The organism is Sphingobium sp. EP60837 (assembly GCF_001658005.1).
Lineage (GTDB): Bacteria > Pseudomonadota > Alphaproteobacteria > Sphingomonadales > Sphingomonadaceae > Sphingobium > Sphingobium tyrosinilyticum.
In genome coordinates, this window is the sequence record NZ_CP015986.1 from 2,081,858 (window position 1) to 2,105,892 (window position 24,035).

The following is a 24,035-nucleotide window of genomic DNA, read 5'->3' on the forward strand; positions in this document are numbered from 1 at the left end:
TATGCAGGTGGACGGTGGTTGAAGAACCACGCAAATGGCCCGAAGCACACCCCGTTCGGGCTGAGCCTGTCGAAGCCCTTCACCACCTCAAGAGAAGAAAAGCCCTTCCACTTCCAACAGCGAGAACGGAGGTAAGGTTTAAGGCGCGGTCCTTACTGCGCCCCAACCTGCTGATTATACGCCACTTGGCATTCCGGCCGCAGCTTGTCCTTCTTCCAGCATTTCTTGTCGAAGGAAGGCAGGACCAGCGAATAGCTCCGCCCCGGATCGCCGTAAAATTGCTCGCCCGCCAGCACCAGCGACTTCTTGATCGAGCCAAGTCCGGTACGCGCGACATCATGGAGCGAGCCGCGATTGGCGAAGATCGCCTGGCGTCCGACCAGCGCCGCCGCCTGGCAGAAACCGCGCTGCGCCTGCACCGTTGAATAGCCCGAATAGATGCGCGTGCCATATTGGTCCGCCGCCGCCTGGCCCGGCTTGCCCTTGCCCACCGTCCGCTGGAAATAGCCCAGCAGCGCCGCCTGCGCCGCGTCCAGTTCGGCGTCATGGTGCGCGATCATTGCATTATAGTTGCTGATCGACAGCAGCGTCGGCTCAAACTGGCACTGCAGCGCCGCGACGTTCAGCGCCGCGCGCAGGTTCCACACCAGCCCGGCGCGGATTTCCTCCGCCGTGGCGCCCGGTAGGCCCAACGCCGTCGCGGCTTCCGCATCGGTCAGCGGCGGCGTGGAGAAATCAGGCGGCGACCAGAAGAATTGGGCGGCGGCCGGCTGCGCAATGATGGGCGCGGCGGCTAGCATCAGCCCGGAAACGATCCGGCGCAGGGTGGAACAGGATGTCATGGCTTCCCCTTTGTGAACGACGATCGAGCAGGCTTTCTGTTATGATATGCCTTGTCCGCGGCGCCTGTATTGCGCCTGAACGCCTCGCTCCTTCTATTGATCCGACAGCACTTCCGTCTCGCCCGGCGTGGCGTTGGCCGCCGGTTCCGGCTTGGGCGCGGCGGCGGCGCTGTTATTTCCCCCAGCGGACGGCAAAGACGCGGCGGGCACTTCGCTCTGCACGCCGTCCAGGTCCGTCATGGCGTCGGTGGTAGTGCCGTCCACGACCTCCAGATCCTTCATCTGCACCGCGTTGCTGCTCTTGTCGTCCTTGCCGCACCCCGCCAGAGCCGCGCAGCCCGCCAGCAACAGGGCGGTAAAGATCATCCTTGCGTTGCCACGCATCCGGGTCTCCCAAACATCCTCAAGCCCGGCGGCCCCCCACCCGGCGAAAGCGCAGACCCTAGCCGCCAGTTCCGCATTGCTCAACCCCCGCGCCGCAGCGCCGCAATCGGCTGAGAAAAGCTGGAAAATGCGCCTCAAGCGCGGCGTCCAAAGCAGCCATCGACGCTGTCTTCCCCAGCGCCGCAAGGCTGGTGACCGGATATTCCGCCAGCCCGCACGGCACAATGCCCCCGAAATGCGATAGATCGGGGTCCACATTGATCGAAAATCCATGCAGCGTCACCCAGCGCCGCACTCGGATGCCGAGCGCGCCGATCTTCGCCTCTCGCCCGTCAAGATCGTCGGTCCAGATGCCGATCCGCCCGTCGGCCCGCCGCGCCGCGACGCCCAGATCCGCTAGCGCATCGATCATCCACCCTTCCAGATGATGGACGAAGTTGCGCACATCCTTGCCCCGCTCCCGCAGGTCGATGTTAAGATAGCCGATCCGCTGCCCCGGCCCATGATAGGTATAGCGCCCCCCGCGCCCCGCCTCATGGACCGGGAAGCGCGGGTCAATCAGCTCCGCGGGATGGGCGCTCGTCCCCGCGGTATAAAGCGGCGGATGTTCGAGCAGCCAGACGCGCTCGCGCGCCCGGCCTTCGAAGATCGCCGCCGCCCGCGCCTCCATGTCGGCAAGCGCGGCCGGATAATCGACCGGTGCGGAATCCACCCGCCATTCAATCTGCTGAGCGCCGGCAGGAGCGGGAGAGGGCGATGACATGGCGCTTCCTTGACTTGGGCGAGGGGAGCGATCAAGTCTCCTCCGCGATTTTCCGCACGATAACTAAGGCGAAGATATGACGGTGATGTCGATCGGCAAGGCATGGGAAGAAGCGGTCGCCTTCGTCGCGCGCGAACGCAGCCTGCTGTTCCCGGTCGCCCTGCTGTTCGTCGCGCTGCCCGGCCTCATCCTTCAGGAAATGACCCCGCCGGAACTCGCCAATTGGACCATGGAGAAAGGCGCTTTGCCCGACGTTCCATTCAGCTTCGGGCTGTCCATGCTGATCGGCGTCATCATCATCTGGTTCGGCTCGCTCGCCCTGTTCGCGCTGGCGCTGCGGCCGGGGATCAGCGTCGGCGAAGCGCTGCGCTTGAGCCTCTCCCGCTTGCCCGTTCTGCTGGGCACGGCGCTCACAGTGGTCGGCGTGCTGCTGGGCGTCGCGATCGTCGGGATGATCATAGTGGTCGCCATCTCGTTCGTCGCCAAGGCCGCAAGCGCTGCGCTGGCCATGCTGCTGGGCCTTGGTCTGGGCGGCGTGATGCTGTTCGGCAGCGTCCGCCTGCTGTTGCTCAATCCTGTCGTGATCGATGGCAAGGAAGGGGTCTCTGCCTCGCTGCGGCATAGCTGGGCGCTGACCCGCGGCCATTTCTGGCGACTGCTTGGCTTCATCCTGGTGCTGACGCTGCTGTCAGCCATCGTCGGCTCGGCGGCGCAGGTGATCTTCGGCCTGGTCGGACGCCTCGTCGCAGGAGCGGAGGGCGCGCGCCTCACCGGCGGGATCGCGGCGGCCGTCGTGTCAACGGTGGTGCAAGTCTATATGCTGGTGATGCTCGCCCGCCTCTACCGTCAGGCCGAGGCCGGCTGACCCAGCACCGGCACATGCGGCGCGGCGTCCCGGCTTAGCAGCCCAGTCAGGCGCGGGTCGGGAAAGACCTCCACCTCGCGCTTGAACGGCACGAACCCCGCTTGCCTGTAGAAACCGAGCGCCCCCGGACTGTCCAGCGTGCAGCTATGCACCCAGAAACGGCGTACATCCTTGCGCCAGGCGAGCGACTTTGCCTGCGCCATCAGCCATTTGCCGAATCCCTTGCCGGTAAGTTCAGGAATGAAGCCGAGGAAGCTCAGTTCACAGTCGGGCAGGGTGCGGAAATCCAGCTCCAGCAAGCCCACTTCCACCCCGCGCGGGTCGGTGACGGCGAATATCTGGACCGCAGGATCATGAATGATCGCGGACAGTTCCTTGTCGCTCATCACCAGCCGTGAGAACCACAGCCACGGTTCCCCCACGCGCCGGAACAGCGCGCGATAGGCGTCCGGGGCAGGTTGCTTCCACGGCACGAGTCGCAGCGGCGCGGGCGGGATAGGCGCTGGCTTCGGCCGCTCGACCATCTCCAGATGCGTGACGATCGTCGCGATCTGGTCATTGGCGACGGGCGTCAGGCCCACGGCCTCAGCTCCAGCTCGCCATCGGCGGCAGGCTCATCAATATGGCGTCGATATTGCCCCCGGTCTTCAGGCCAAACAGCGTGCCCCGGTCATGCACCAGGTTGAACTCCGCATAGCGGCCGCGCCATTCCAGCATCGTCCGGTAATCTTCATCCGCCCAGCTTTCGCCCATCCGCCGCCGCACGATCGGCGGAAAGGCTTTCAGGAACGCGTCACCGACCGCGCGAGTGAAGGCGAAATTCGCCTCGAACCCAGCGTCATCCGTACATTCCAGATGATCGTAGAAAATGCCCCCGACGCCGCGATGAACGCCCCGGTGCGGGATGAAGAAATAGTCGTCGGCCCAAGCCTTGAAGCGGGGATAATAGTCCGCATCATGCGCGTCGCAGGCTGCCTGCAGCTCGGCATGAAAATGCGCCGTATCCTCTTCGCGCGGTAGAGGGGGGTTGAGGTCCGCCCCGCCGCCGAACCAGCTTTTGGACGTAACCAGATAGCGCGTGTTCATGTGGACGGCGGGCACATGCGGATTGGCCATATGCGCGACCAGGCTGATTCCGGTGGCGAAGAAGGCGGGGCTTTCGTCGGCGCCATGAATGGTCTTTGCGAACTCGGGCGCGAACTCCCCCGCGACGGTCGAGACATTGACGCCGACCTTCTCGAAAATCTTGCCCTTCATGACGCCGCGCACGCCCCCGCCGCCTTCGCCGGGCGTCAGGCCGGCCGCTTCGCGGTCCCACGGCGTATAGATGAAGGACGCATTGCTTCCCGCCTCCCGCTCGATCGCCTCGAACTCGGCGCAAATGCGGTCGCGCAGTGATTCGAACCAGGTGCGGGCAGCTTGCTGCTTGGGGTCGAGAGAGAGGGTCATTGCGGAAATTGTCCAGTCTGGCGAAGAGCTTCTGCGACGGCGATGCCCGTCGAAACGGCGATGTTCAAGGATCGGAAGCCCGGCGCCATCGGGATTCGTACGCGCAGGTCCGCCATGTCGCGCACGGCATCCGGCACGCCCGCGCTTTCCGACCCCATCAGCAATATGTCGTCGCCCTGGAAATTCACCTCGGGCAGGGGGTGGGACGCATGACTGCTCATCAGCACCAGGCGGCGGCCCTGTGCACGGCGAAGCTCGTCAAATGCCTGGAAATTCGAGTGCCGGGTCACCTCGGCCGCCGCGCCATAGTCCATAGCCGCGCGCTTCAGCCGGGCGTCTGAAAAGGCGAATCCCATCGGCATGATGATGTCCACAGGCACGGAAAAACAGGCGGCAAGGCGCAATATGGCGCCGACATTCCCCGCGATCTCGGGTTGGTAAAGGGCAATACGCATGGCCCGCCCATAATGCAGCAGGGCAAATTGTCATAGGCTTGGCCAAATTGCTGTTGGCAAAGAGTGCATCCTGGGTCTATCAGGCCCGCGAACCACGCCAGGGGGAAAGGCGGGGCCCATATTCTATGGGCGCGCAAATCCCCTGATAACCAGGGCCGGCGACGGCAATGCGGCGGGTAACAGGGACGTCTTTGCAAGGGTTGAGGTGCATGGCGAGCGTTGAACATACGGACAGCCAAGGTCTATCCGGCGAAGGTGGAGTGCGCCGTCGCGACTTCATCAACATCGCCGCAGTAAGCTTCGCGGGGGTCGGGGCTGTTGCCGTCGTCATTCCGCTCGTCGATCAGATGAACCCCAGCGCCGACGTGCTGGCGCTCGCTTCGACCGAGGTCGATCTGTCGGCGATCCAGCCGGGTCAGGCGATCAAGACGACCTTCCGCTCGCAGCCGCTTTTCGTCCGTCACCTGACGGACAAGGAAATCGCTGAAGCCGACAAGGTCGACGTATCCAGCCTGCGCGATCCGCAGACGCTGGAAGAGCGCACCGTGGACGGCAAGAAGCAGTGGCTGATCACCATGGGCGTGTGCACCCATCTGGGCTGCGTCCCGCTGGGCGCAGGCGAGGGTGAAAATCGTGGCGAGTTTGGCGGCTATTTCTGCCCCTGCCACGGTTCGTCGTACGACACGGCTGCTCGCATCCGCAAAGGCCCTGCGCCTAAGAACCTGGAAGTGCCGAAGTTCAGCTTCACTTCCGACACTGCCATTCTCGTAGGCTGAGGTAAGAAACGATGAGCTTTCCCTGGGCTGAGCATTATACTCCCAAGCATCCCGCGATGCAGTGGCTCGACGAGAAGCTGCCGCTTCCGCGCCTCGTCTATAACGCCATCGGCGCCGGCTATCCGGTCCCGCGCAACCTCAACTATTTCTGGAACTTCGGTGTTCTGGCCGGCCTCGCGCTGGTGATCCAGATCGTCACCGGCGTGATCATGGCGATGCACTATGGCGGCAACACGCTGGTCGCGTTTGGCACCGTCGAACAGACGATGCGTGACGTGAACGCGGGCTGGCTGATGCGTTATGCGCACGCCAACGGCGCCAGCTTCTTCTTCATCGTCGTCTATCTCCACATCTTCCGCGGCCTTTTCTACGGTTCCTACAAGGCGCCGCGCGAAATGGTCTGGCTGCTCGGCCTCGTTATCTTCCTCCTCATGATGGCCACCGCCTTCATGGGCTATGTGCTTCCCTGGGGGCAGATGTCCTATTGGGGCGCGAAGGTGATCACCGGCCTGTTCGGCGCGATCCCGGTGGTGGGTGAGCCGATCCAGACCTGGCTGCTCGGCGGCTTTGCTCCCGGCAACGCATCGCTCAACCGCTTCTTCTCGCTGCACTTCCTGCTGCCCTTCGTGATCGCGGCCGTTGTCATCCTGCACATCTGGGCGCTCCACATTCCGGGCTCGTCGAACCCGACCGGCGTGGAAGTGAAGGGACCGCAGGACACCGTTCCCTTCCATCCCTACTACACGGCAAAGGATGGCTTCGGGGCGGGCGTGTTCCTGATCCTCTTCTCGATCCTGCTGTTCTTCGCGCCGAACTATCTCGGCCACCCGGACAACTATATCGAGGCGAACCCGCTTTCGACGCCTGCCCACATCGTGCCTGAATGGTATTTCTGGCCCTTCTACGCGATCCTGCGTGCGTTCACGGTGGACTTCTTCTTCGTGCCCGCCAAGCTGCTGGGCGTGCTGGCGATGTTCAGCGCGATCCTGATGCTCTTCTTCCTGCCCTGGCTGGATACCTCGCCGGTGCGTTCGGGCAATTATCGCCCGACCTTCAAGAAGTTCTTCTGGATACTGATCGTCGATGTGCTGGTCCTGGGCTATTGCGGCGGTGCGCCGGCGGCAGAGCCCTATGTGATGATCTCTCAGATTGCGGGCGCCTATTATTTCGCCCACTTCCTGATCATCCTGCCGCTGATCTCGCGCTTTGAACGGCCGCTGCCGCTGCCGGGCTCGATCACGGAATCGGTGCTCAACCGCTATAACATCAAGGGCGAACAGGATGCGCTTCCCGGCATGGGCGCGGATCCGCAGCCGTCGAACGCCGGCTAAAAGGGGACAAGATCAACATGGTTCGCATCGGCGCATTTCTCGTCGGCCTCTTCTTTGCTGGCTGGCTGCTGATCTCCTTCCTTGTGGGCGCTGTGGCCTATGTCTCCGAACCGCCTGCCAAGACGGTGGAGCATGAATTCCACAAGCATCCCAAGGATGTGGACTTCTCTTTCAACGGCCCCTTCGGCAAGTTCGACCAGGCGCAGCTGCAGCGCGGTTTCCAGGTTTTCAAGGAAGTCTGCTCGGCCTGCCACAGCCTGAAGTTCGTCGCTTTCCGCGACCTCAAGGGCCTTGGCTACAATGAGGCGGAGATCAAGGCGATCGCCAAGCAGTGGGCGATCAAGACCCCTGACGTTGATCCCAAGACCGGCGAGGCTTCGAGCCGTGAACCGGTTCCGGCGGATTATTTCCCCAAGCCCTTCGCGAACAATGTCGCGGCCGCTGCGGCGAACAACAATGCGATCCCGCCGGATCTTTCGCTCATGACCAAGGCGCGCCACGACGGCTCGGCTTATGTCTATTCGCTGCTGACGGGCTTCCAGAAGCAGCCGGAGGAACTGCTGAAGCACTTCCCCGACGCCAAGACGCCTGAGGGGCTGCACTACAACCCCTATTTCGCTAACCTCAACCTCGCCATGGCGCCGCCGCTGACGGCTGATGGCCAGGTGACCTATGGCGACGGCACCAAGGCGACCGTGGATCAGATGGCGAAGGACGTTTCGGCCTTCCTGACCTGGACGGCCGAACCGAAGCTCGAAAACCGCCGCCGCGCGGGTCTGGCGACGATCGTCTTCCTGCTGATCGCGACCGCTCTGGCCTATATGTCCTACCAGAATATCTGGGCGGACAAGAAGAAGGCGGCCTGATCGCCGCTTCGGACAAGCCGATGAAGATAGAAGGGGCGCGGTTTCATGACGGAACCGCGCCCTTTTTCTTGTAAGGGGTTTCGATGAGCATCGATGATCTTGCCGAGTTGGTACGGACCATTCCCGACTTCCCCAAGCCGGGCATCCAGTTCCGCGACATCACCACCCTGCTTGCCGACCCGGCGGGTTTTTCCGAACTGATCCGCCGCTTGGCCGACATTGCGCGCCCGCTCGACGCTGACCTCGTCGCCGGAATCGAAGCGCGAGGCTTCATTCTCGGCGCTGCTCTTGCGCAGGCGCTCGGCTTGGGCTTCGTGCCCATTCGCAAGGCGGGGAAGCTGCCGGGGAAGACCGTCGGCATCGACTATGTCCTTGAATATGGGACCGACCGCCTTGAAATGCATGAAGGACAAGTAAAGCAGGGCGCCCGCGTCCTCTTGGTCGATGACCTCATCGCCACCGGCGGTACAGCCCTCGCCGCCGCGCAATTGCTCCGGGAGCAGGCCGCCACCGTCCTCCTGGCCCTCTTCGCCATCGACCTCCCCGACCTCGGCGGCCGGTCAGCATTGGAGGCCGATGGCATCGCTACCGCGGCTCTTCTCGAATTCGCCGGTAATTGACTATTTCATTGATGCGTTTCCCACCGCCCCAAGCCCGCTGCGAGACAATCGCCGGAAAGCGCGTCCTGTTCGTCATGGCGATCGAGGACGAATATGGTCCGCATCTTCAATCCCGCTTCACCCCGCTGATGACCGGCGTCGGCCCGGTGGAAGCCGCAATGTCGGCCAGTCTGGCGCTTCAGCACCTTCACCAGCATGACGCCCTGCCAGATTTGGCCGTGTCGCTCGGATCCGCAGGATCGCGCACTTGCCAACTGGGTGAGGTCTATCAAGTCGCCAGCGTCTCCTGGCGCGACATGGACGCCTCTCGCCTCGGCTTCACGAAGGGCGTGACGCCGTTCCTGGATCACCCTGTAGATCTGCCGCTCCACACCCCGCTCGCATTGCCCACGGCGCGTCTTTCGACCGGCGCCAACATCGTCGGCGGCGATGAGTATGCGCTGATCGACGCCGATATGGTCGATATGGAAACCTTCGCCATAGCGCGCGCCTGCCAGCGCTTTGCAGTCCCACTGATGGGGCTGCGCGGCATATCCGACGGTCCTGGCGAATTAGACGACATGCTGGGCTGGACCCAACTGCTCACGCTACTCGACGAAAGGCTGGCGATCGCAGTGGATTCCCTGGCCGACGCATTGGACCCACTTAGCCGCTGAACTGCTGTATACACATCGCCGATCCAATAAACCTCGCGAGCCGATTACTTGAGGGGGCGTTATTGGGGTCACGGAAAGGATTGAACTTGCGACCCCTGCGATGTCAAGGCGGTGAGTGGCAGCAGATTCTTCTTTGAAAAACAAGTGGTTAGATGAGTTTCCCATGGCGCTTGCCCACCGTTTGCCCAGCTCGATTATTGATGCAACTTTCCCCAAAGTTGCATCGAGCCGAGAGAAGTTCAAGCGCCATCTGCAACTGCGAGATTATATGCAAAAGCATATGACCTTCTCGTTTGATATGCTTTTGCATATGAGCTCGTCATACCCGGACATCTCAATCTAGGTCGCTGAAGCGCGTCAGCGACGGCCTGCGTGGAGCACGGGCGGCGAGTGGATTGTCTCAGCGGGCTTTGGGTGTGCGGGTCGGACTACCGCAGAGCCATGTAGCGGCAAATAAAGAACGGGGTTGTCGATCTGCGACGGACCAGCCTTGTCGAATTGACAAGGGCGCTTGATCTCGAAATTCGATTAGTCTCACGGCAGCTTTTGCCGGCTGTGAATGGGGTTGTATTCGAGGAAGCCGAAGCATCGCGGGAATCGCTGATGGTTGAGATGGCACGGCCTTATCTGGAGCGGATTGCTTCGTTGAGCGGCAGGATCGAGACGCTGGAAAGGTCCTCCAGCAACGGCTGCCAGAACCCCAACAACTGCTCGACTATTGACCGTCCTCGGTACAGGTCACGTCATCGCTATGGCAATCGAAGCCTTTGCGCCTCCTATGGAGACATTCCGCCGCGGGAGAGGCTTTTCCGCCTGGCTTGGCCTTGTCCCTCTCCAGCGCTCGACCGGCGGCAAGAAGGTTCTGGGCAAGATATCGAATCGGGGCCGCGAAATATCCGCCGACTGCTGATTACCGGCCCGATGACTGTCATGCGCTGAGCTTCACGCAAAACTCTGCCGGAGTGATCGTGGCTGTTCCGCACGCGGGGGCGCAGGCCGCGAATGCTGGTCGCAATCGCCTTGGCTAATAAAATGGCACGGGCAGTACGGGCGATGCTGACCAAAGTGAGGATTACAGAAATCCGGTGGCTGTCGTGGCCTGATCAAACGATCGCGCCAGCAGTTCCGGGTGCGTCGGGCCTGTGAGAAGTTCGAGGGGCAGTAAGGGCATGCGATCGGTCAGACCCGGTTTGGAAAAGCATTCCGAGTCATTGGGCTTCGAGCCCGCAGAGTTGTTTTGCACCAGGCCTCGGCATCTCCATCATGGCCAGCGGTCATCAGACCGCAGAGCAGGCCTGATACGTGACTGCATCCGATCACACGCAGGCGCCGCTCAAATAACTCTTGGACATGGCGTTATTGAGCGTTATCCGGCGCTGGCATTTCCGCGATCATCTCTCGATCCGCGAGATTGCGCGGCGTACCGGGCTGTCACGCAATACGATCCGTAAATATCTACGATCAGGCACAGTGGAACTGCGGTTCAAAGTGCCCGAGCAGCCGAGCAAACTGGACTCGGTCGCGGAGCGAATCGGCGTGGCTGAAGCGGGAGATGGGCCGCACCCGCAAGCAGAAGCGGACGATGTAGCAGTTGCACGCCCGATCTGGTGAGCCTGGGTCCTACAGTCGCGTGGCGGCCTTGGCTCGGGACTGGCGCGACGCCCATAATCGCGCCTTCCGCATGCTGGGAGGCGTGCCGCGTCCGGGGAACTATGACAATATGCGCACCGCTGTTGATAAGGTGGGGCGCGGGAAGGAGCGGAACGTCAATACGCGCTTCCTCACATGGTCAGCCATTATCTGTTCGAGGCCAAGTTCTGTAACCCGACAGCAGGCTAAAAAAAGGGCTAGGTCGAGAAGAATGTCAGGACGCGCGGCATCGCCTGTGACAACCCACGCCGCAGGCCGAGAGCCTCGATGATCGCAATCTATGGCTGGAGGCACGCTGCAAGGCGCTATGGCAGGACTCCCGCACGGAATCATACCGGCTTTGTCGCGGTGCCTGGGCCGATGAAGTGAAATGCCTGATGCCGATGAGCCGCTCCTTCGATGTCTTCGTGGAATATGGCAGACGGGGCTCGCCGACCTGCCTCGTCCATCTGGAGCGTAACCGGTACAGCGCGGCTTCCTTTGCCAATCGGCCCGTCAGCCTTCGGGTCTATCCCGATCACTACCGGGTCGTCGCCGAAGGGCGGTCAAATGCGAGCATCAATGTATCATCGACCAATAGTTGGAAAAGGAGTGATCTTAAACCCAGCGGCGGACCACCATCGGTATCACCAAAGGGGCCACATCATCTCGGAATCAGGGGCAGGTTACCTCGGAAGCAGCGCCTTTGGCTACCATCAGTTTTGGACAGTGAATGTATCTACTTTTCCTTTGTTCCTATCGGCCAATCCGCTATCGCAGCCGGCCATGCAGTCGAACCGGGCAAATCCCTACCCAGACAAGAAAGCCGGCCTATGGCTGCTGCTGTTCATTCATTTTGATGCCTTTCGAGCCGATCCTCGCGCCTATTTGACGGCGATGTGGTGGCGTCTGAAACGTAAGAGGGTGCGTTCGCGCGCCCAGTTGGCGCGTTTGCTCGGGGCGTCGTCAAGAGGCTATGACATGTGGCTGCTGTTGGAGAAGGAGGCGATCTCCACCGACGAGAGTAGCAATCAGCGTCCGCGGATCCTGGCGCTGATCGACATGACGCGGGGGCAGGACAGGATACAGGAAACTTTGTCTAACCTGCAGGCGGAGGGTGTGCCTGCGCTGCTGATCGGTACGCCATATGTGCCGGATTTAACGGAAGCGGCTCGGCAAATCGATTGGAGCGAGAATCCTTGGCTGATGCCCATCGTCGCGGGCGATCGGCTCGCGCGGGGGGCGGCGAGCACCTACCGCAAAGCCATTTCCGAGATGGAGATCGGGATCGCTTATGCAGATGATGACCTGCTAACCGGCGCAGGGAAGCGCACAGATCCGCACTTCAAACCTGATTGGAACAGCGAATTATTCGGTCATTTCGATTATCTTTCGGGGGCCTGCGTCCTTCGGGTCTCTCGCGAAAATCTGGAAGCTCTTGCCGAAAGTGATGACTGGACGCGTCAACTTGTTATGCGGGCGGCAGGGCAGGGGACGCCACTGCATGTCAGCAAGATTCTGCATCATCGCCGAGCCCGCCCCGGTCCCAAATTGGCGGCAGCTCCGGTCATCCAGGGGCGTGATCTGCCGCCGCTTACTGTCATTGTACCGACGCGGAATCGTGTTGAACTGCTGCAAACATGCCTGACCGGTCTCGTCGCCACTGATTATCCTGACATGGAAGTCATCATCGTTGATAACGACAGCGACGATCCGCAGACGCTCAAATTTCTGTCCAGCCTTGATCCTGCACGTCATCATGTCCTCCGGCATGCGGGCGCATTCAACTACTCGGCCATTAACAACCGTGCCGTGGCGGAGGCGCGTGGTCGGCTGTTGTGCTTGTTGAATAACGATATCGAGATAATCGAGCCGAATTGGCTGGCAACGATGGCTGTCCAGGCTTTGCGCCAGGACGTTGGCGCCGTGGGGGCCCGCTTGCTTTATCCCGACGGACGTATCCAGCATGCAGGGGTCGTAATCGGCATGGGCAACGCGGCGGGCCATGCTCATCGGCTGCTTCAACCAGACGAAGAAGGTTATTTTCATCGCCATGCGTTGCCGCAATTCGTTTCGGCAGTGACGGCGGCCTGCCTTGTGGTGTTGCGCGACCGCTTTCTTGCCGTTGGTGGCTTGGATGAAACGAATTTTCCGGTCGCGTTCAACGATGTGGACCTGTGCATGCGGCTGAACCGGGGCGGATACCAGTCGCTCTTTGAGCCGCGTGCGACGCTCATACATCATGAATCCGTTTCTCGCGGGTTTGATCGTGATCCCGTCGGAGCGGCACGGCTTGCAAAGGAGCTGGACGCGCTCAAACGGCTATGGGGCACAGATGAGGTGGTGGATCCCTTTCATCATCCGGAGCTGAGCCGCGCGAGTGAACGCTTCGTCGTAAGGCTGGAAGCATGACAACGCGACCCGAAGAAACTCCTGACCGGCTCGCGTTGCCCCAGGTGACCTTGTGCGCCGTGACCTCGGTCAATGTGAAGGCGACGGTGCGCGCGCTGGAAGCAAGCCTGGCGCAGGCCGACTTTGCAGCCTGCAAACTGTTCACAGACGCGCCTTTACAACCCACTCATCCCGGCATCTCCGTCGTACCGATCCCACACATCCAATCCGCTGCTGCTTATTCGGACTTCCTGCTGTCACGGTTGGTTGATCATGTGGAGACTTCTCATTGCTTGGTGGCGCAGTGGGACGGTCATGTAATCGACGCAGGGCGGTGGCGTCCCGAGTTCCTCGACTATGACTATATCGGGGCAAGTTGGCCGCAGTTCGACGATGGCTATGATGTCGGCAATGGCGGCTTCTCTCTGCGTAGCCGACGGCTGATGGAAGCGTGTCGGGTGTCCCAGTTTCTTGCCTCCCATCCCGAAGATATTGCCATCGGACGGGCCAATCGCAGCTGGCTGGAGGGAAGGGGCATGCATTTCGCCCCACGGGCACTCGCTGATCTGTTTGCTACCGAGCGGGCCGGGAAGCTGGAGACGAGCTTCGGTTATCATGGTGTGTGGAATATGCCTCAAGCGGTAGGAATGAAGGCCTTTTGGCGGATTTACCGCGATCTTGATGACCGAGGCACCGTAAGACATGACTGGACCAGCATATTGAAAGACGTAGGGCAAGGCCCGGGAGGTTATGGGCGAATGGCCCGACTGATGTTCGATCATGTGAAATACAAAATGGGAGGTTGGTCAGCAGCGATGATCGGCCCTGCTCCACAGTCCCGAAAGGCTTGATACGCTGTGACTAATATTTTCCCTGGTTTGCCGCTGATCGAGTCGCCATTATTCCCCACGCTTAAGGCTTCTCAGGGGCTGAGCTCGGAAGAGCAGGAGATTGCCACCAGCCTCTATGAAAGGGGTTATGCGGTGTTCGATTTCCCGGACGCGGACCTTGATGCGCGGATTGACAGGATCAAGCGTAATCTGGCACCTCGCTATGGGATCAATTTCGACGATCCGCGAAACGACAAGACTCTGGGGGAACGCCGCATCCAAGATGCCTGGGTGTTTGATGAAGATGTCCATGCGATTGCCGCGAACCAGATGGTGCTGGATCTGCTGAGTAAACTCTATGGACGCCGCGCCTTTCCGTTCCAGACACTGAACTTCCCGGTCGGCACGCAGCAGGATGCCCATTCGGACTCGGTCCATTTTTCCAGTCTGCCGGAGCGCTTCATGTGCGGGGTGTGGTTGGCGATGGAAGATATCAGTGCTGATGCCGGGCCGCTATTCTACTATCCGGGTTCGCACCGCTGGCCGATCATGACGAATGCGCTGATCGGGCGACGTGGTTACGGGGGCGACCTTCATTCAGCGCAGGATCCATATGGCCCAGCCTGGCAGGCGTTGCGCGAGGCCTATGGTGCGAGGGAGGAAATCTTTCTCGCGCGCAAGGGGCAGGCGCTGATCTGGTGCGCGAACCTGCTGCATGGTGGCAGCCGCCAGGCGGATCCGCAGCTCACGCGCTGGTCGCAGGTGACGCATTATTATTTTGACGACTGCATCTATTATACACCGGCTTTTTCCGATGAGGCGCTGGGTCGGTTACAACTGCGCGACCTTGTGGCGATCAGCGACGGGCAACCCCGGCCGAACGCCTATTTGGGAGAGGTTTTGGAGAAACCAGCAACGCCGCCACAGACGCCCGGTCGTCGCCCATCTCTCCGGCGTCGCCTGCTGAAACGATTGCGCGGTTAAGTCTAGCTGCATTTTGAGCGGCAATTCTGGAATTGGCGGCAGTCAGGACTTTGGTAAGACAAGGCCTTTTCCTGGGCCAGGAAATCGGCAATGTTCCACGATATTTGATCCGGTTTCTGCTCGATGCGGTAATCGGAATGAAGTTATTCAAATTCAGGATTTGATGCGTGCGATTGGCAAGAAAATTCATCTACAAGATGATGGTTGCGAGCAAAGCCAAGGGCTTTGATGCCAATTTTTATATATCTCACTATGATGATTTAAAAAGCATCAAAAGCAAAAGACAGGCATTGAGCCACTATATAAGACATGGGAAATCTGAAGGAAGGTTTCTTAATGAGAAAGAATATTTTGTTAATGCTTGGTCTTTGAAGAACGATATCCGTGATAATTTTGACATTTCAGCTTATAAATTCTATAATAAAGACTTGATTTCAAGATTTGAGACGGACGAGGAATTTTTTCACCATTATGTTCGACATGGTCGAAAGGAAGGAAGAATTTCTCGATTTGCTGAAAATGAAAATGCTAATATCCAAATACCTGTCCAGGAAAAATGGAAGTCTATATTTTCTACCTCTGAATTTCTTGCGTGGTGCGGGGATGAGCTCGACGCTCTACCAACATCCCGGGAAGAGGCGCTGGAGGTTTTTTGCGCAGAGGGGATTGAAAACCTTTGGCCGATTAATTTCGAATACGCCTTTGACGTCCAATTCGTACGCGACAATGGCATTTTACCCGATCATGTACATAAGTCCGACGCGGATTTGTATAGGGCCTGGCTGACAGAAGGGTTTCCTGCGGGCGCTGCGCCCAACGAGCGAATTTTTCTCCTTTCCTATCTCGGGGGGCTGCCTTTCCCCCTTTCTTTCGATTGGCAGACTTTTGTCAAAAGATCGGGCTTGTCGCTAAAGACAACCCGAAGCCAGGCTTTGGTTGCTCTATTTAACCAGGCCGCGCGCAAGATCATCCGCAACGTCGATCTTATGGGGCAAGACGCAGTTTGGCTGCTGGATTGCATCGGCCGCCGTGCGCTGGCCCATGGAGAGCATCGCAAGGCGATCGCCTTGTTCGAGCAATCCATAGCGATCGCACCTGCGGCCGAGGCGCTGTGCCTTTTAGGCGATTCGCATCGTGAACTCGGCGGAACGGGCGAAGCCGCGGAAGCCTATACCGCTGCGATGAAAATCGGTCGGGCTCCAATCTGGGCTTTTCTCCATGCCGTTTCGATCCATGCGTCTCGCAAGGAGTTTTCCGAGGCTTTTGACGTCCTGCGCAAAGCGCATCTCCTCTGGCGGCAGAAGGTGGAATTCGGTCGCAAACTTCACGAGGTCGTCCAGCTCTATTTCGACCATCAGAGCGCGCGAGCCCATGCGCTCTACCGCGAAACCACAGAGCAGGACTCTGGCCTTGTTCAAAGGGAAGCTGTCGATGCGCTTCTCATCGACACATTAGATGAAATCCGGGCACTTTACTCGGAATTGGAGAGCCTTCCCGCGCCAACAGGAGGAAATCCGGAAGGCTATGTGGCCATCCTCGCCAATGACGATTTGCGGCAGTGTACCCACTACCGCATTGAGCAAAAGGCTCTGCAGTTCAAAAGCGCCGGCATACCGGTCAAGATATTCTCCCATTCCGATGTTCAGGATTTTGTCGACAGCCTGGTCGGCGCGAGAGCTGCGATTTTTTACCGTGTTGCCGCTCTTCCGGTGATCCTGCGCGCCATTCTGCATGCGAACAGCATGGACCTCGATACCTATTATGAAATCGACGATCTGATTTTTGATGCCAGCTGCTATCCTGATCCTTTCTCTTCCTTTGAAGGTCAGGTTTCCGCAACCGAATATGCTGGGCTACAATTTGGTGTCCCGCTGTTCCGTTATGCCATGTCGATGTGCAAGGGCAGCATTGCCTCGACTCCCGCTCTGGCAGAACGGATGCAGGCGGTCACGGTTACCGATGCCAATATCCTCATCCGCAACGGCCTTGACGAACGCAGCAATGCCGCCGTCACCATGGGTGCCTATCCGATCCGACATTCAAGCGGGCGGGTGCGCATCTTCTATGGATCGGGCACGAAAGCTCATAATGCCGACTTCAATCGATTGGTTGCGCCGGCGCTTCTGGATCTCATGCAGCGTCACGCGCATGTTGACCTGGTAATCGTGGGGCATCTCAAACTGAAGCCGGAACTGAACGTTTTGGGCGACCGGATTACCACTTATTCGTTCATTCCTGACGTCACCGCTTATTGGTCGGTGCTCGCCAGCTGTGACATCAATCTTGCCGTGCTGGAGCCCGGCATCGTCGCCGACTGTAAGAGTGAGATCAAATGGCTGGAAGCGGCGGTGCTGCAGATTCCTTCTATCGTAAGTGGAACGAGAACCTATAGGGAAGTTATAGAGAATGGCGTTGATGGGCTCCTCGTAGATTCCCCAACGGAGTGGCATGCTGCTCTGCAGAAACTGATAACCGACCCGGAATTTCGCACAAAGGTCGGGGCGCAGGCTCGTCAGAAGGCTTTGCGAGCATATGATCTTGAAGTGGGGGCGAAGGCCCTTGAAACAGGATTTGGCGATCTTGGTCGGCATAAGCTTGCTACCCGCAACGGCCGTCTCCGTGTTCTCATCTGCAATGTATTCTTTGCCCCCCAGAGCTATGGCGGTGCGACCAGGGTTGTGGAGGAAAATGTTCGGGACTTCAAAAAACAATACCCGGATTTAGAAATCGGCGTCTTCTGTTCGGAGGATGGTGCTACTCCGCCGGGCCGTCTCGCCATGGATTCAGAAGGCGGCACTCCAGTTTATCGCCTCTCAACGCCGCAGGAAGTCCATATGGATTGGAGGCCGTTCAACGAGGATCATGCGGAGCCATTTGAAAGGGTCCTGGATCATTTCAAACCCGATATCATACATTTTCACTGCATCCAGCGGCTGACAGCGACGATCGTCGAGGTGGCCTTGCGTCGCAAAATTCCTTACCTCGTCACCCTGCATGATGCTTGGTGGATATCCGACAATCAGTTTCTTGTGGACGAGGATGGCCTGCTGCAACTGCCGAGCACCGATGTCCTGACCGGCGCTGCCGGCGGCCGCGATCCTCTCCAATCTGTTACCCGACGCCAGCGTCTTGCATCGCTGCTTCAGAATTCAGAGGCAAATTTGAGCGTTTCTGTTCCTTTTGCCCAAATCTATTCTGAAGCCGGCATCACTGGTCTGCAGGTGGTTGAGAATGACGCCCCTGTTTTTGCAAAAGTAGAGCGTTTACTCCGGCAAGACGGCCGCGTAGCCCTGGGGCATGTAGGTGGCCGGTCTGCACATAAGGGTGCTTCGCTTATCGAAGCCACTTTGCGTCGCGGGAGTTACCGTAACCTGCACCTGACGATGATCGACGGCACATTGGGGGGCGGTCAGTCTATCGATACGATCTGGGGTACAACCCCGGTGACGCTGATGGCGCCCTTTCCGCAATCACAAGTCGGGACGCTTTATGGCCAACTCGATGTGCTGCTCGCGCCATCGACTTGGCCGGAGAGCTTTGGCCTTGTCACGAGGGAAGCCCTTGGCAGCGGTTTGTGGGTGGTAGCCTCGAACTTGGGCGCTATAGGCCAAGAGATCGAAGATGGCTGCAACGGCTATGTCATCGATGTTGCGACAACTCGAGATCTAATTAAAGTCTTAGAAAATATTGATAAAGACCCAATGAAGTATAAAGAAAATTTGCGAGTTCAACAAATTCATCACCATAATAATAGAAAGCAGTTCGAGATATTGCATGATATATATTATAGATATAAACAATAGTAATTATTTTTATTATGATGTAATTATCTATAATAATCAACCACGGGGCGTTCGCCAACGACGATATGCCGACGTTGATGACTTTTAGCCGTCTGAAGCCTATTGTGGGTAGCCGTATGACGCAATAAGCCTGATTCGATAGATATAGAACTATTGACGAGTAAGTGGCCTTCGTGGGAGTAGGATAGGGTAAGCTTCGGAACGGACGCGATAAATTGACAGAATATCACGGTTACCTGGATCGATTTTCTATTTTGGGAAATTGCATCGTTGCCGAAGGCTGGGCTAATGAAGCCAATCCCGCAGTTTTCTACAACGGCATGAATCTGGATGCGGTTTGGAAGCCCATTCAGACGCCTCATCTTGAAAATACGTTTGGTCCCGAAGCAAAAAATTGGGGCTTCTCACTTTGTGCACTGTTGCCTACGCCAAATGTCGATCATGGCGGATTTACTTTTCGGTTCAGCAAGGGAAAGACTATGGATAACCCATGTGCTTTCTTTGAAGCGCCAAGTGACATGGGCTTTCACGACCTACGCAACGGGTTCATCGCTTTGGTAAATCAGCAAGGGGGGCGAATGCTTGAGATCGGATCGCGTGATCGCTCTGGCTCGAGCTATCGGAACTGGTTTTCTGATATATCTGAATGGGTCGGACTGGATGTTATGGCTGGCCCTGGCGTGGATGTGGTAGGCGATGCCCACCATCTTTCCCGGCATGTGTCTGGCACCTTCGACTTCGCATTTTCAATGGCGGTGTTCGAGCATTTGTTGATGCCGTGGAAGGTAGCGATCGAGATGAGCCATGTGTTGAAGCCAGGCGGCAAAGCGCTGATCATATCGCACGCAGGATGGCCTCTCCATGAAGAGCCTTGGGACTTTTGGAGGTTTTCACGACAGGCTTGGTCCGGCATTTTCAATGAGCATACCGGGTTCAAAGTCATAGATGCACAGTATCAATATCCCGCGCGCATAGCCCCGGATTACATAGCTGGTCCCGATATGGCGAGCATGAGCCAAGGGGTTACCTACCTGCTAAGTGGATGCCTTGTAGAGAAGATCTGCGAAGCAAAGGTAGAATGGGACGCCGAGGCGTCGGAAATTTACAATTTGCAATATTCCTACGCCTAAAAACCACGAGCAAAAGCTCGACGACATGGCCAATTTTAAAAGCGACTCTCCGGTTGAGCGTGCTTGTGCAGGGGGGGGACGGGTTGTGCCATGATGCTCGTTGGGATTGCGGCGACGGGTGCTGCTGTCAAATACGCTGGTTTCTTGCGCACCGGCTACATACCGTTCGTCCTCGGCAGATGGGAGCGAAGCCTTGGTCAAGGCCCACTGGCATACTGGCGCTCTAGGTCGTGAACTCATAAATTTTTGCAGCGCTTAATTTGCAGCTGCGGTTAGGTCGACCGTAGGCATTCGGTGAAGACCGCGGGCTACTGGTGATCGCGTTTATGCTCGCCGAGCAGATCGCGAAGGCACTCGATGCCGTCTTCGGACAGGGCCAGCACCGCATGCTCTTCGACGCCGTAAACCCAGATAACGCCGTCTTCGGTGTCCATTTGCTCGGTGAGCTCGTGGAGCAGGTCCTCGCTTTCCTCCCATTCTTGGGCGACTTTCGCGAGGGTTGTCACTGCGTAGACCTTGTTCCGCTGCATCAGGCTGCCAGGTCCTCTACCGGAGCCCTCTGATGATCGGCTTTCCAGTTCCAGGGAAGCAGTTCATGGAGACGGTTCTGAGGGATGTCGGCGATGCGGCTGAGCACATCGGCAAGCCAAGCCTGCGGATCGATGTCGTTGAGCTTCGCCGTGCCAATGAGGCTCAGCATGAAGGCCGTGCGCTGACCTCCGCGGTCCGAACCGGCGAAGAGCCATGATTTTCTGCCCAGGGCTATGCCTCGAAGCGCCCGTTCCGCCGCGTTGTTCGTCAGACAGATGCGGCCATCATCGAGGAACGCGGCGAAGGCTGGCCATGCCTTGAGCATGTAATCCATGGCCTCGGCCACATCGCTGTTCTTCGATAGCTTGGACCGGTTGTCGCGCATCCATTCTTCCAGATCGGCAACCCGCGGTGCGCTGAGTTCCTGTCGAAGGGCGTGGCGCTCCTGGGCCGGTCTGCCGTTGATGGCGCGCTCAATGTCAAAGATCGCGTCGATACGGCGGACCGCCTCCACTGCCAGCGGCGAGATAACGGCCTTTTTGCGGCGCTTTTTGAGCTGCGCGGCGATATCGGCCAGCTCGAAGAAATAACGGCGCGCATGGCTCCAGCACAGGGCGCGGGTTAGCGGCGCCGGCAGGCGGTCGGCATGGAACAACGCATTGTAGCCGGCATATGCGTCAGCCTGAAGGATGCCTCTCCAACTGCGCAGATGTCCCACGGGATGCTCGCCCCGCCGGTCCCGGGAATAATGGAAGATCGCTGCGGGCGGTGCCGGTCCGCCAAAAGGTCGATCATCCCGAACATAGGTCCAGATCCGGCCCGTATCGGTCTTGGTCTTGGCCAGCACTGGCACCGTCGTATCGTCGCCATGCAATCGCTCGGCGGCAAGGACATGCGCCTCGATCAGCAGATAGAGCGGCATCAGCGCGGCGGTGCAGGTGCCGACCTGATCGGCCAGAGTGGAAAGGCTCAGGTCCACGCCTTCCCGGGCATAGCGATCACGCTGGCGGTTAAGCGGTTGATGCGCACCGAACTTCTCGAACAGCAGCATCGCAAGGAAGCTGGGACCGAAGAGCCCGCGGGGCGTCACATGGAACGGCGCCGGCGGTTGTGTGATCTTCTCACAATCCCGGCAGGAGAACTTCTCCCGCACGGTCTGAACCACCTTCCACTGTCGCGGCACGACCTCAAGCGTCTCGGTGATATCCTCACCCAGCTTGCACAGCCGTTCCGAGCCGCAGCAGGGGCAGGCATCGGGCGCGGCGATGACGACGCGCTCGCGCGGCAGATGCTCGGGCAAGGCCTTGCGGGCGGGCCGCTTGCGCTCGAACGGTGCTACGTTGGTCTTCGCCGCTGCCAGGGCAGCCAGGAACTCATCTTCGCTGGCAGCGGTCTCGCACTCCTCGAAGGTCAGTTCCATCTGGTCGAGCAGATGGCGCGTGCGCTCGGAGCGCTGGCCAAAAAGGGTGCGGCGCATCTTCTCGTTCTGCAGTTCGAGAAGGGCGTTACGGGCTTCCAGGTCGGCGTTGATGGCCTTGATGCGGGCGACTTCAGCGGCGACAGCCTCGGCAGCGGCAAGCCGCTCGCGAAGGCTGTCGATCTCTGCTTGTGCCTCGTTCCCCATGGCCAATAGCATAGCCAAAAAGCACCGGAATCTCTAGCCTTTTAGGTCATGCTGGGGCTTTATCCGGCCAATGTCGGGCGCCATGTGGCCTGCGGATTACGCCAGTCGATCGCCTCCAACATGCAGGCCATCTGCGAGGGGGAGATGGCAATCACGCCGTCCACGGCCGAAGGCCAGATGTACTTCCCGCGCTCGAGACGCTTGGCATAAAGCGACATGCCGACACCATCATGCCAGATGATCTTGCAGAGGTCGCCGCGGCGTCCCCTGAAAATGTAGAGATCCCCGGCGAAGGGATCACGTCCGAAACTCTGCTGCACCTGCAGGGCCAGGCTGCGCATGCCGCGCCGCATGTCTGTGTGCCCCGTTGCAATCCATATCCGAACGCCGGAGGGGACTGGGATCACGGCTTGACCGACCGCAGCACTGCCGACACCAACCCCGGCGAGGCGCCAGCAGGAATACGCACGATCGCCCGCTCGAACTCCACGATGATCGCCGATCCGCTCACTGGCATCGGATCGGGCTGCACCTGCACTTCTGCAAAGCCTTGGGCTGCCTGCCCCATCTGCCGCCGCCATCTGTAGATCTGGTTCGGCCGCAGATCGGCACGGCGGGCAATCTCCGCCACGTTCGCACCGGGCGCCGAAACCGCCGCGACCAGTTCGCGCTTCTGCTGGTCGGTCCATACCCGCCGCCGCTCCGGCCCCGAAATTACCGTGATCTGACTCATCGCACCGTCCTTAGTATCGGTGCAAACACCGGCGCTTGCACCGGTGCCATGTCAAAATATCAGCCGATCACCGCAAGGCGGCCCTCACCGGAGCGATACGGTCGACCTTCACTGCGTGAGTTTGAATGGGGGTGAGCAGGAACACCGCCGCGCTTGCTAGGCCGACGATCCCCCAAGTGTACCGACGGGCACGAAGATCGATGACGGCCTTGGCTATGCAGCAATTGGGGTTCGATCTGACTACACATCGACGGAATTGCGTCGATTTGCGCGACGAAGTGAAGACGCGGATCGGGTTCGTCGTCTGCTTGCTGTTGCGCTGATCCTGGATGGCGGAAGCCGGAGCGAAGCGGCGAAGGTTGCCGGCGTGATGCTGCAAATTGTGCGCGACTGGGTTATGCGGTTCAACGAAGGCGGCCCCGATGGCCTGGTCACGCGCAAGGCGCCGGGACGGGGCTCTACCCTGAACGATGAGCAGCGCAGTCGGTTAGCAGCGGTTGTCGAGGCAGGACCGATCCCTGCGGCGCAGGGCGTGGTGCGCTGGCGACTTGCCGATCTGGCGCAGTGGATCCGGGATGAGTTCGCGCTCTCCGTCACGCGCCACACACTCGGGCGCGAGCTGCGCGGGATGGGCTATCGCAAGCTCTCGGCGCGCCCCCGCCATCGTAGCCAGATGCCTGACGACATTCCCGATTTTAAAAAAGCTTTGCCTCCCGTCTGGCGCAGATCAGGCGGAGGCTCCCAATAGGGCCGCCGATAGAGCTGTGGTGGCAGGACGAATCCCGCGTCGTTCAGCAGACCAAACTCACCCGGCGGTGGGCCAGACGCGGCACCCGCCCCTCGGCACCCAAGGATCAACGGCGGTCCTCGGCATGGCTGTTCGGTGCGATCCGCCCGCGGAAGGCAAGGCCGCCGCCGTCGTCATGCCCAGATGCAACAGCGAGGCGATGAGCATGCATCTCCAGGAGATCGCTTTCCACATCGCACCGGACGCGCATGCCGTCCTGCTACTCGATCAGGCCGGATGGCACGGATCAGCCGAGTTGGTCGTGCCTCCCAACATCACCCTGTTGCCGCTGCCACCCCGGTGCCCCGAACTCAACCCGGTCGAGAACGTGTGGCAGTTCATGCGAACTGGCTGTCGAACCGCATCTTCAAATCCTACGACGACATCGTCGAACACTGCTGCTTCGCTTGGAACCAGCTCGTCCATGGGCTCATGGGTTTTGATCAATGCACCTTGGTATTAGGGCTATAGGGTGGCAGCAAGCGCAGCGCTGCCCCTGCCGTCTCGATGCTTCAACTTGTAGATTGTCGCCGGGCTCAGACCATGCTCGCGGCAGACCTCGGCACTTGAGCGGGCCGATCACTGT

The 24,035-nt window shown here is 59.4% G+C and carries 23 protein-coding genes and 3 pseudogenes; 15 read left to right on the plus strand and 11 right to left on the minus strand.

The features are described 5' to 3' along the window. Window positions 1-152: 152 nt before the first annotated feature. The 3 genes from EP837_RS10085 to lipB all read right to left on the minus strand — a co-directional run bounded on the left by EP837_RS10085 (window position 153) and on the right by lipB (window position 1,989). Window positions 153-842, minus strand: a complete 690-nt coding sequence (locus EP837_RS10085; protein WP_066527035.1) for a hypothetical protein — start codon at window positions 840-842, stop codon at window positions 153-155. A 93-nt stretch (window positions 843-935) separates the two neighbouring features. Beyond that, complete coding sequence (locus EP837_RS10090) at window positions 936-1,226, minus strand: hypothetical protein (RefSeq protein WP_066529155.1); 291 nt, start codon at window positions 1,224-1,226, stop codon at window positions 936-938. Between the two features lie 58 nt (window positions 1,227-1,284). Next, a complete protein-coding gene (gene lipB / locus EP837_RS10095; protein WP_066527037.1) occupies window positions 1,285-1,989 on the minus strand; it encodes a lipoyl(octanoyl) transferase LipB in 705 nt (234 codons plus the stop codon). Window positions 1,990-2,065: 76 nt separating this feature from the next. On the opposite strand from lipB, the gene EP837_RS10100 reads away from it, so the two are divergent. Beyond that, window positions 2,066-2,854, plus strand: coding sequence for a glycerophosphoryl diester phosphodiesterase membrane domain-containing protein (locus tag EP837_RS10100; protein WP_066527039.1), 789 nt, complete (start codon window positions 2,066-2,068; stop codon window positions 2,852-2,854). Here EP837_RS10100 and EP837_RS10105 read toward each other — a convergent pair. The 3 genes from EP837_RS10105 to EP837_RS10115 are packed head-to-tail and all read right to left on the minus strand — an operon-like array spanning window position 2,836 to window position 4,758. Further along, window positions 2,836-3,435 (minus strand): GNAT family N-acetyltransferase, encoded by a 600-nt coding sequence (locus tag EP837_RS10105; protein WP_066527041.1) that lies wholly within the window; start codon window positions 3,433-3,435, stop codon window positions 2,836-2,838. The two genes, EP837_RS10100 and EP837_RS10105, sit on opposite strands and share 19 nt — an antisense overlap. Before the next feature lie 4 nt (window positions 3,436-3,439). Beyond that, window positions 3,440-4,303, minus strand: coding sequence for an oxygen-dependent coproporphyrinogen oxidase (gene hemF, locus EP837_RS10110; protein ID WP_066527043.1), 864 nt, complete (start codon window positions 4,301-4,303; stop codon window positions 3,440-3,442). Continuing rightward, entirely contained in the window at window positions 4,300-4,758 is a 459-nt protein-coding gene (locus tag EP837_RS10115) for a tRNA (cytidine(34)-2'-O)-methyltransferase (protein ID WP_066527045.1), read from the minus strand. Before EP837_RS10115 ends, hemF begins: the two co-directional genes overlap by 4 nt. A 209-nt stretch (window positions 4,759-4,967) precedes the next feature. Here EP837_RS10115 and petA point away from each other — a divergent pair, with 209 nt between their 5' ends. The 13 genes and pseudogenes from petA to EP837_RS10175 all read left to right on the plus strand — a co-directional run bounded on the left by petA (window position 4,968) and on the right by EP837_RS10175 (window position 19,774). After that, window positions 4,968-5,534 (plus strand): ubiquinol-cytochrome c reductase iron-sulfur subunit, encoded by a 567-nt coding sequence (petA, locus tag EP837_RS10120; RefSeq protein ID WP_066527047.1) that lies wholly within the window; start codon window positions 4,968-4,970, stop codon window positions 5,532-5,534. Between the two features lie 11 nt (window positions 5,535-5,545). Further along, entirely contained in the window at window positions 5,546-6,865 is a 1,320-nt protein-coding gene (locus EP837_RS10125) for a cytochrome b (RefSeq protein WP_066527049.1), read from the plus strand. A 17-nt stretch (window positions 6,866-6,882) separates the two neighbouring features. After that, a complete protein-coding gene (locus tag EP837_RS10130) occupies window positions 6,883-7,731 on the plus strand; it encodes a cytochrome c1 (RefSeq protein ID WP_066527052.1) in 849 nt (282 codons plus the stop codon). Between the two features lie 83 nt (window positions 7,732-7,814). Then, entirely contained in the window at window positions 7,815-8,351 is a 537-nt protein-coding gene (locus EP837_RS10135; RefSeq protein WP_066527057.1) for an adenine phosphoribosyltransferase, read from the plus strand. A gap of 11 nt (window positions 8,352-8,362) precedes the next feature. Then, window positions 8,363-9,007: a 5'-methylthioadenosine/S-adenosylhomocysteine nucleosidase gene (locus EP837_RS10140; protein WP_066527059.1), complete on the plus strand. Its 645-nt coding sequence runs from the start codon at window positions 8,363-8,365 to the stop codon at window positions 9,005-9,007. 115 nt (window positions 9,008-9,122) lie between these two features. Continuing rightward, a complete protein-coding gene (locus EP837_RS21300; protein ID WP_197486264.1) occupies window positions 9,123-9,350 on the plus strand; it encodes a hypothetical protein in 228 nt (75 codons plus the stop codon). Between the two features lie 375 nt (window positions 9,351-9,725). Next, a complete protein-coding gene (locus tag EP837_RS22020; RefSeq protein WP_225870536.1) occupies window positions 9,726-9,917 on the plus strand; it encodes a transposase in 192 nt (63 codons plus the stop codon). A gap of 440 nt (window positions 9,918-10,357) precedes the next feature. Next, a pseudogene (locus tag EP837_RS20450) lies at window positions 10,358-11,234 on the plus strand (IS21 family transposase); the annotation flags it as partial. Window positions 11,235-11,422: 188 nt separating this feature from the next. Continuing rightward, the gene (locus tag EP837_RS10155; RefSeq protein WP_066529157.1) at window positions 11,423-13,048 is read left to right on the plus strand and encodes a glycosyltransferase family 2 protein; all 1,626 of its coding nucleotides are present in this window, start codon (window positions 11,423-11,425) and stop codon (window positions 13,046-13,048) included. Continuing rightward, a complete protein-coding gene (locus tag EP837_RS10160; RefSeq protein WP_066527069.1) occupies window positions 13,045-13,878 on the plus strand; it encodes a DUF5672 family protein in 834 nt (277 codons plus the stop codon). The genes EP837_RS10155 and EP837_RS10160 overlap by 4 nt, the downstream gene beginning before the upstream one ends. A 6-nt stretch (window positions 13,879-13,884) precedes the next feature. Beyond that, window positions 13,885-14,841 carry a phytanoyl-CoA dioxygenase family protein gene (locus tag EP837_RS10165; RefSeq protein ID WP_066527071.1) on the plus strand — a complete coding sequence of 319 codons (957 nt, stop codon included), beginning with the start codon at window positions 13,885-13,887 and terminating at the stop codon, window positions 14,839-14,841. 167 nt (window positions 14,842-15,008) lie between these two features. Further along, the gene (locus EP837_RS10170) at window positions 15,009-18,644 is read left to right on the plus strand and encodes a glycosyltransferase (RefSeq protein WP_156518464.1); all 3,636 of its coding nucleotides are present in this window, start codon (window positions 15,009-15,011) and stop codon (window positions 18,642-18,644) included. Between the two features lie 215 nt (window positions 18,645-18,859). Next, complete coding sequence (locus EP837_RS10175; RefSeq protein WP_066527079.1) at window positions 18,860-19,774, plus strand: methyltransferase domain-containing protein; 915 nt, start codon at window positions 18,860-18,862, stop codon at window positions 19,772-19,774. Between the two features lie 308 nt (window positions 19,775-20,082). Here EP837_RS10175 and EP837_RS10180 read toward each other — a convergent pair whose 3' ends face one another. Genes EP837_RS10180 through tnpA form a run of 4 tightly spaced genes read right to left on the minus strand, consistent with a single transcriptional unit; the run spans window position 20,083 to window position 22,662 of the window. Next, a complete protein-coding gene (locus tag EP837_RS10180; protein WP_048578800.1) occupies window positions 20,083-20,304 on the minus strand; it encodes a hypothetical protein in 222 nt (73 codons plus the stop codon). Next, the gene (gene tnpC, locus EP837_RS10185; RefSeq protein ID WP_082919603.1) at window positions 20,304-21,929 is read right to left on the minus strand and encodes an IS66 family transposase; all 1,626 of its coding nucleotides are present in this window, start codon (window positions 21,927-21,929) and stop codon (window positions 20,304-20,306) included. The genes EP837_RS10180 and tnpC overlap by 1 nt, the downstream gene beginning before the upstream one ends. 59 nt (window positions 21,930-21,988) lie before the next feature. After that, window positions 21,989-22,336: an IS66 family insertion sequence element accessory protein TnpB gene (tnpB, locus tag EP837_RS10190; RefSeq protein ID WP_030541462.1), complete on the minus strand. Its 348-nt coding sequence runs from the start codon at window positions 22,334-22,336 to the stop codon at window positions 21,989-21,991. Then, window positions 22,333-22,662, minus strand: coding sequence for an IS66-like element accessory protein TnpA (gene tnpA, locus EP837_RS10195; RefSeq protein WP_066527080.1), 330 nt, complete (start codon window positions 22,660-22,662; stop codon window positions 22,333-22,335). Before tnpA ends, tnpB begins: the two co-directional genes overlap by 4 nt. Window positions 22,663-22,858: 196 nt before the next feature. Here tnpA and EP837_RS20455 point away from each other — a divergent pair. Continuing rightward, a pseudogene (locus EP837_RS20455) lies at window positions 22,859-23,920 on the plus strand (IS630 family transposase). Here the strand turns inward: EP837_RS20455 and EP837_RS22025 are convergent. Then, window positions 23,915-24,010 (minus strand): annotated as a pseudogene (locus EP837_RS22025) (hypothetical protein); the annotation flags it as partial. The pseudogenes EP837_RS20455 and EP837_RS22025 sit on opposite strands and share 6 nt — an antisense overlap. Between the last annotated feature and the right edge of the window lie 25 nt (window positions 24,011-24,035).

Coding starts and splice junctions, on each gene's coding strand:
- EP837_RS10155 (WP_066529157.1), top strand. CDS start 11,423: ATGCAGTCGAACCGGGCAAATCCCTACCCAGACAAGAAAGCCGGCCTA.
- tnpA (WP_066527080.1), bottom strand. CDS start 22,662: ATGAGTCAGATCACGGTAATTTCGGGGCCGGAGCGGCGGCGGGTATGG.
- EP837_RS10140 (WP_066527059.1), top strand. CDS start 8,363: ATGCGTTTCCCACCGCCCCAAGCCCGCTGCGAGACAATCGCCGGAAAG.
- EP837_RS10135 (WP_066527057.1), top strand. CDS start 7,815: ATGAGCATCGATGATCTTGCCGAGTTGGTACGGACCATTCCCGACTTC.
- tnpC (WP_082919603.1), bottom strand. CDS start 21,929: ATGGGGAACGAGGCACAAGCAGAGATCGACAGCCTTCGCGAGCGGCTT.
- EP837_RS10085 (WP_066527035.1), bottom strand. CDS start 842: ATGACATCCTGTTCCACCCTGCGCCGGATCGTTTCCGGGCTGATGCTA.
- EP837_RS10160 (WP_066527069.1), top strand. CDS start 13,045: ATGACAACGCGACCCGAAGAAACTCCTGACCGGCTCGCGTTGCCCCAG.
- EP837_RS10090 (WP_066529155.1), bottom strand. CDS start 1,226: ATGCGTGGCAACGCAAGGATGATCTTTACCGCCCTGTTGCTGGCGGGC.
- lipB (WP_066527037.1), bottom strand. CDS start 1,989: ATGTCATCGCCCTCTCCCGCTCCTGCCGGCGCTCAGCAGATTGAATGG.
- EP837_RS10115 (WP_066527045.1), bottom strand. CDS start 4,758: ATGCGTATTGCCCTTTACCAACCCGAGATCGCGGGGAATGTCGGCGCC.
- EP837_RS10130 (WP_066527052.1), top strand. CDS start 6,883: ATGGTTCGCATCGGCGCATTTCTCGTCGGCCTCTTCTTTGCTGGCTGG.
- petA (WP_066527047.1), top strand. CDS start 4,968: ATGGCGAGCGTTGAACATACGGACAGCCAAGGTCTATCCGGCGAAGGT.
- EP837_RS10125 (WP_066527049.1), top strand. CDS start 5,546: ATGAGCTTTCCCTGGGCTGAGCATTATACTCCCAAGCATCCCGCGATG.
- EP837_RS10180 (WP_048578800.1), bottom strand. CDS start 20,304: ATGCAGCGGAACAAGGTCTACGCAGTGACAACCCTCGCGAAAGTCGCC.
- hemF (WP_066527043.1), bottom strand. CDS start 4,303: ATGACCCTCTCTCTCGACCCCAAGCAGCAAGCTGCCCGCACCTGGTTC.
- EP837_RS10100 (WP_066527039.1), top strand. CDS start 2,066: ATGACGGTGATGTCGATCGGCAAGGCATGGGAAGAAGCGGTCGCCTTC.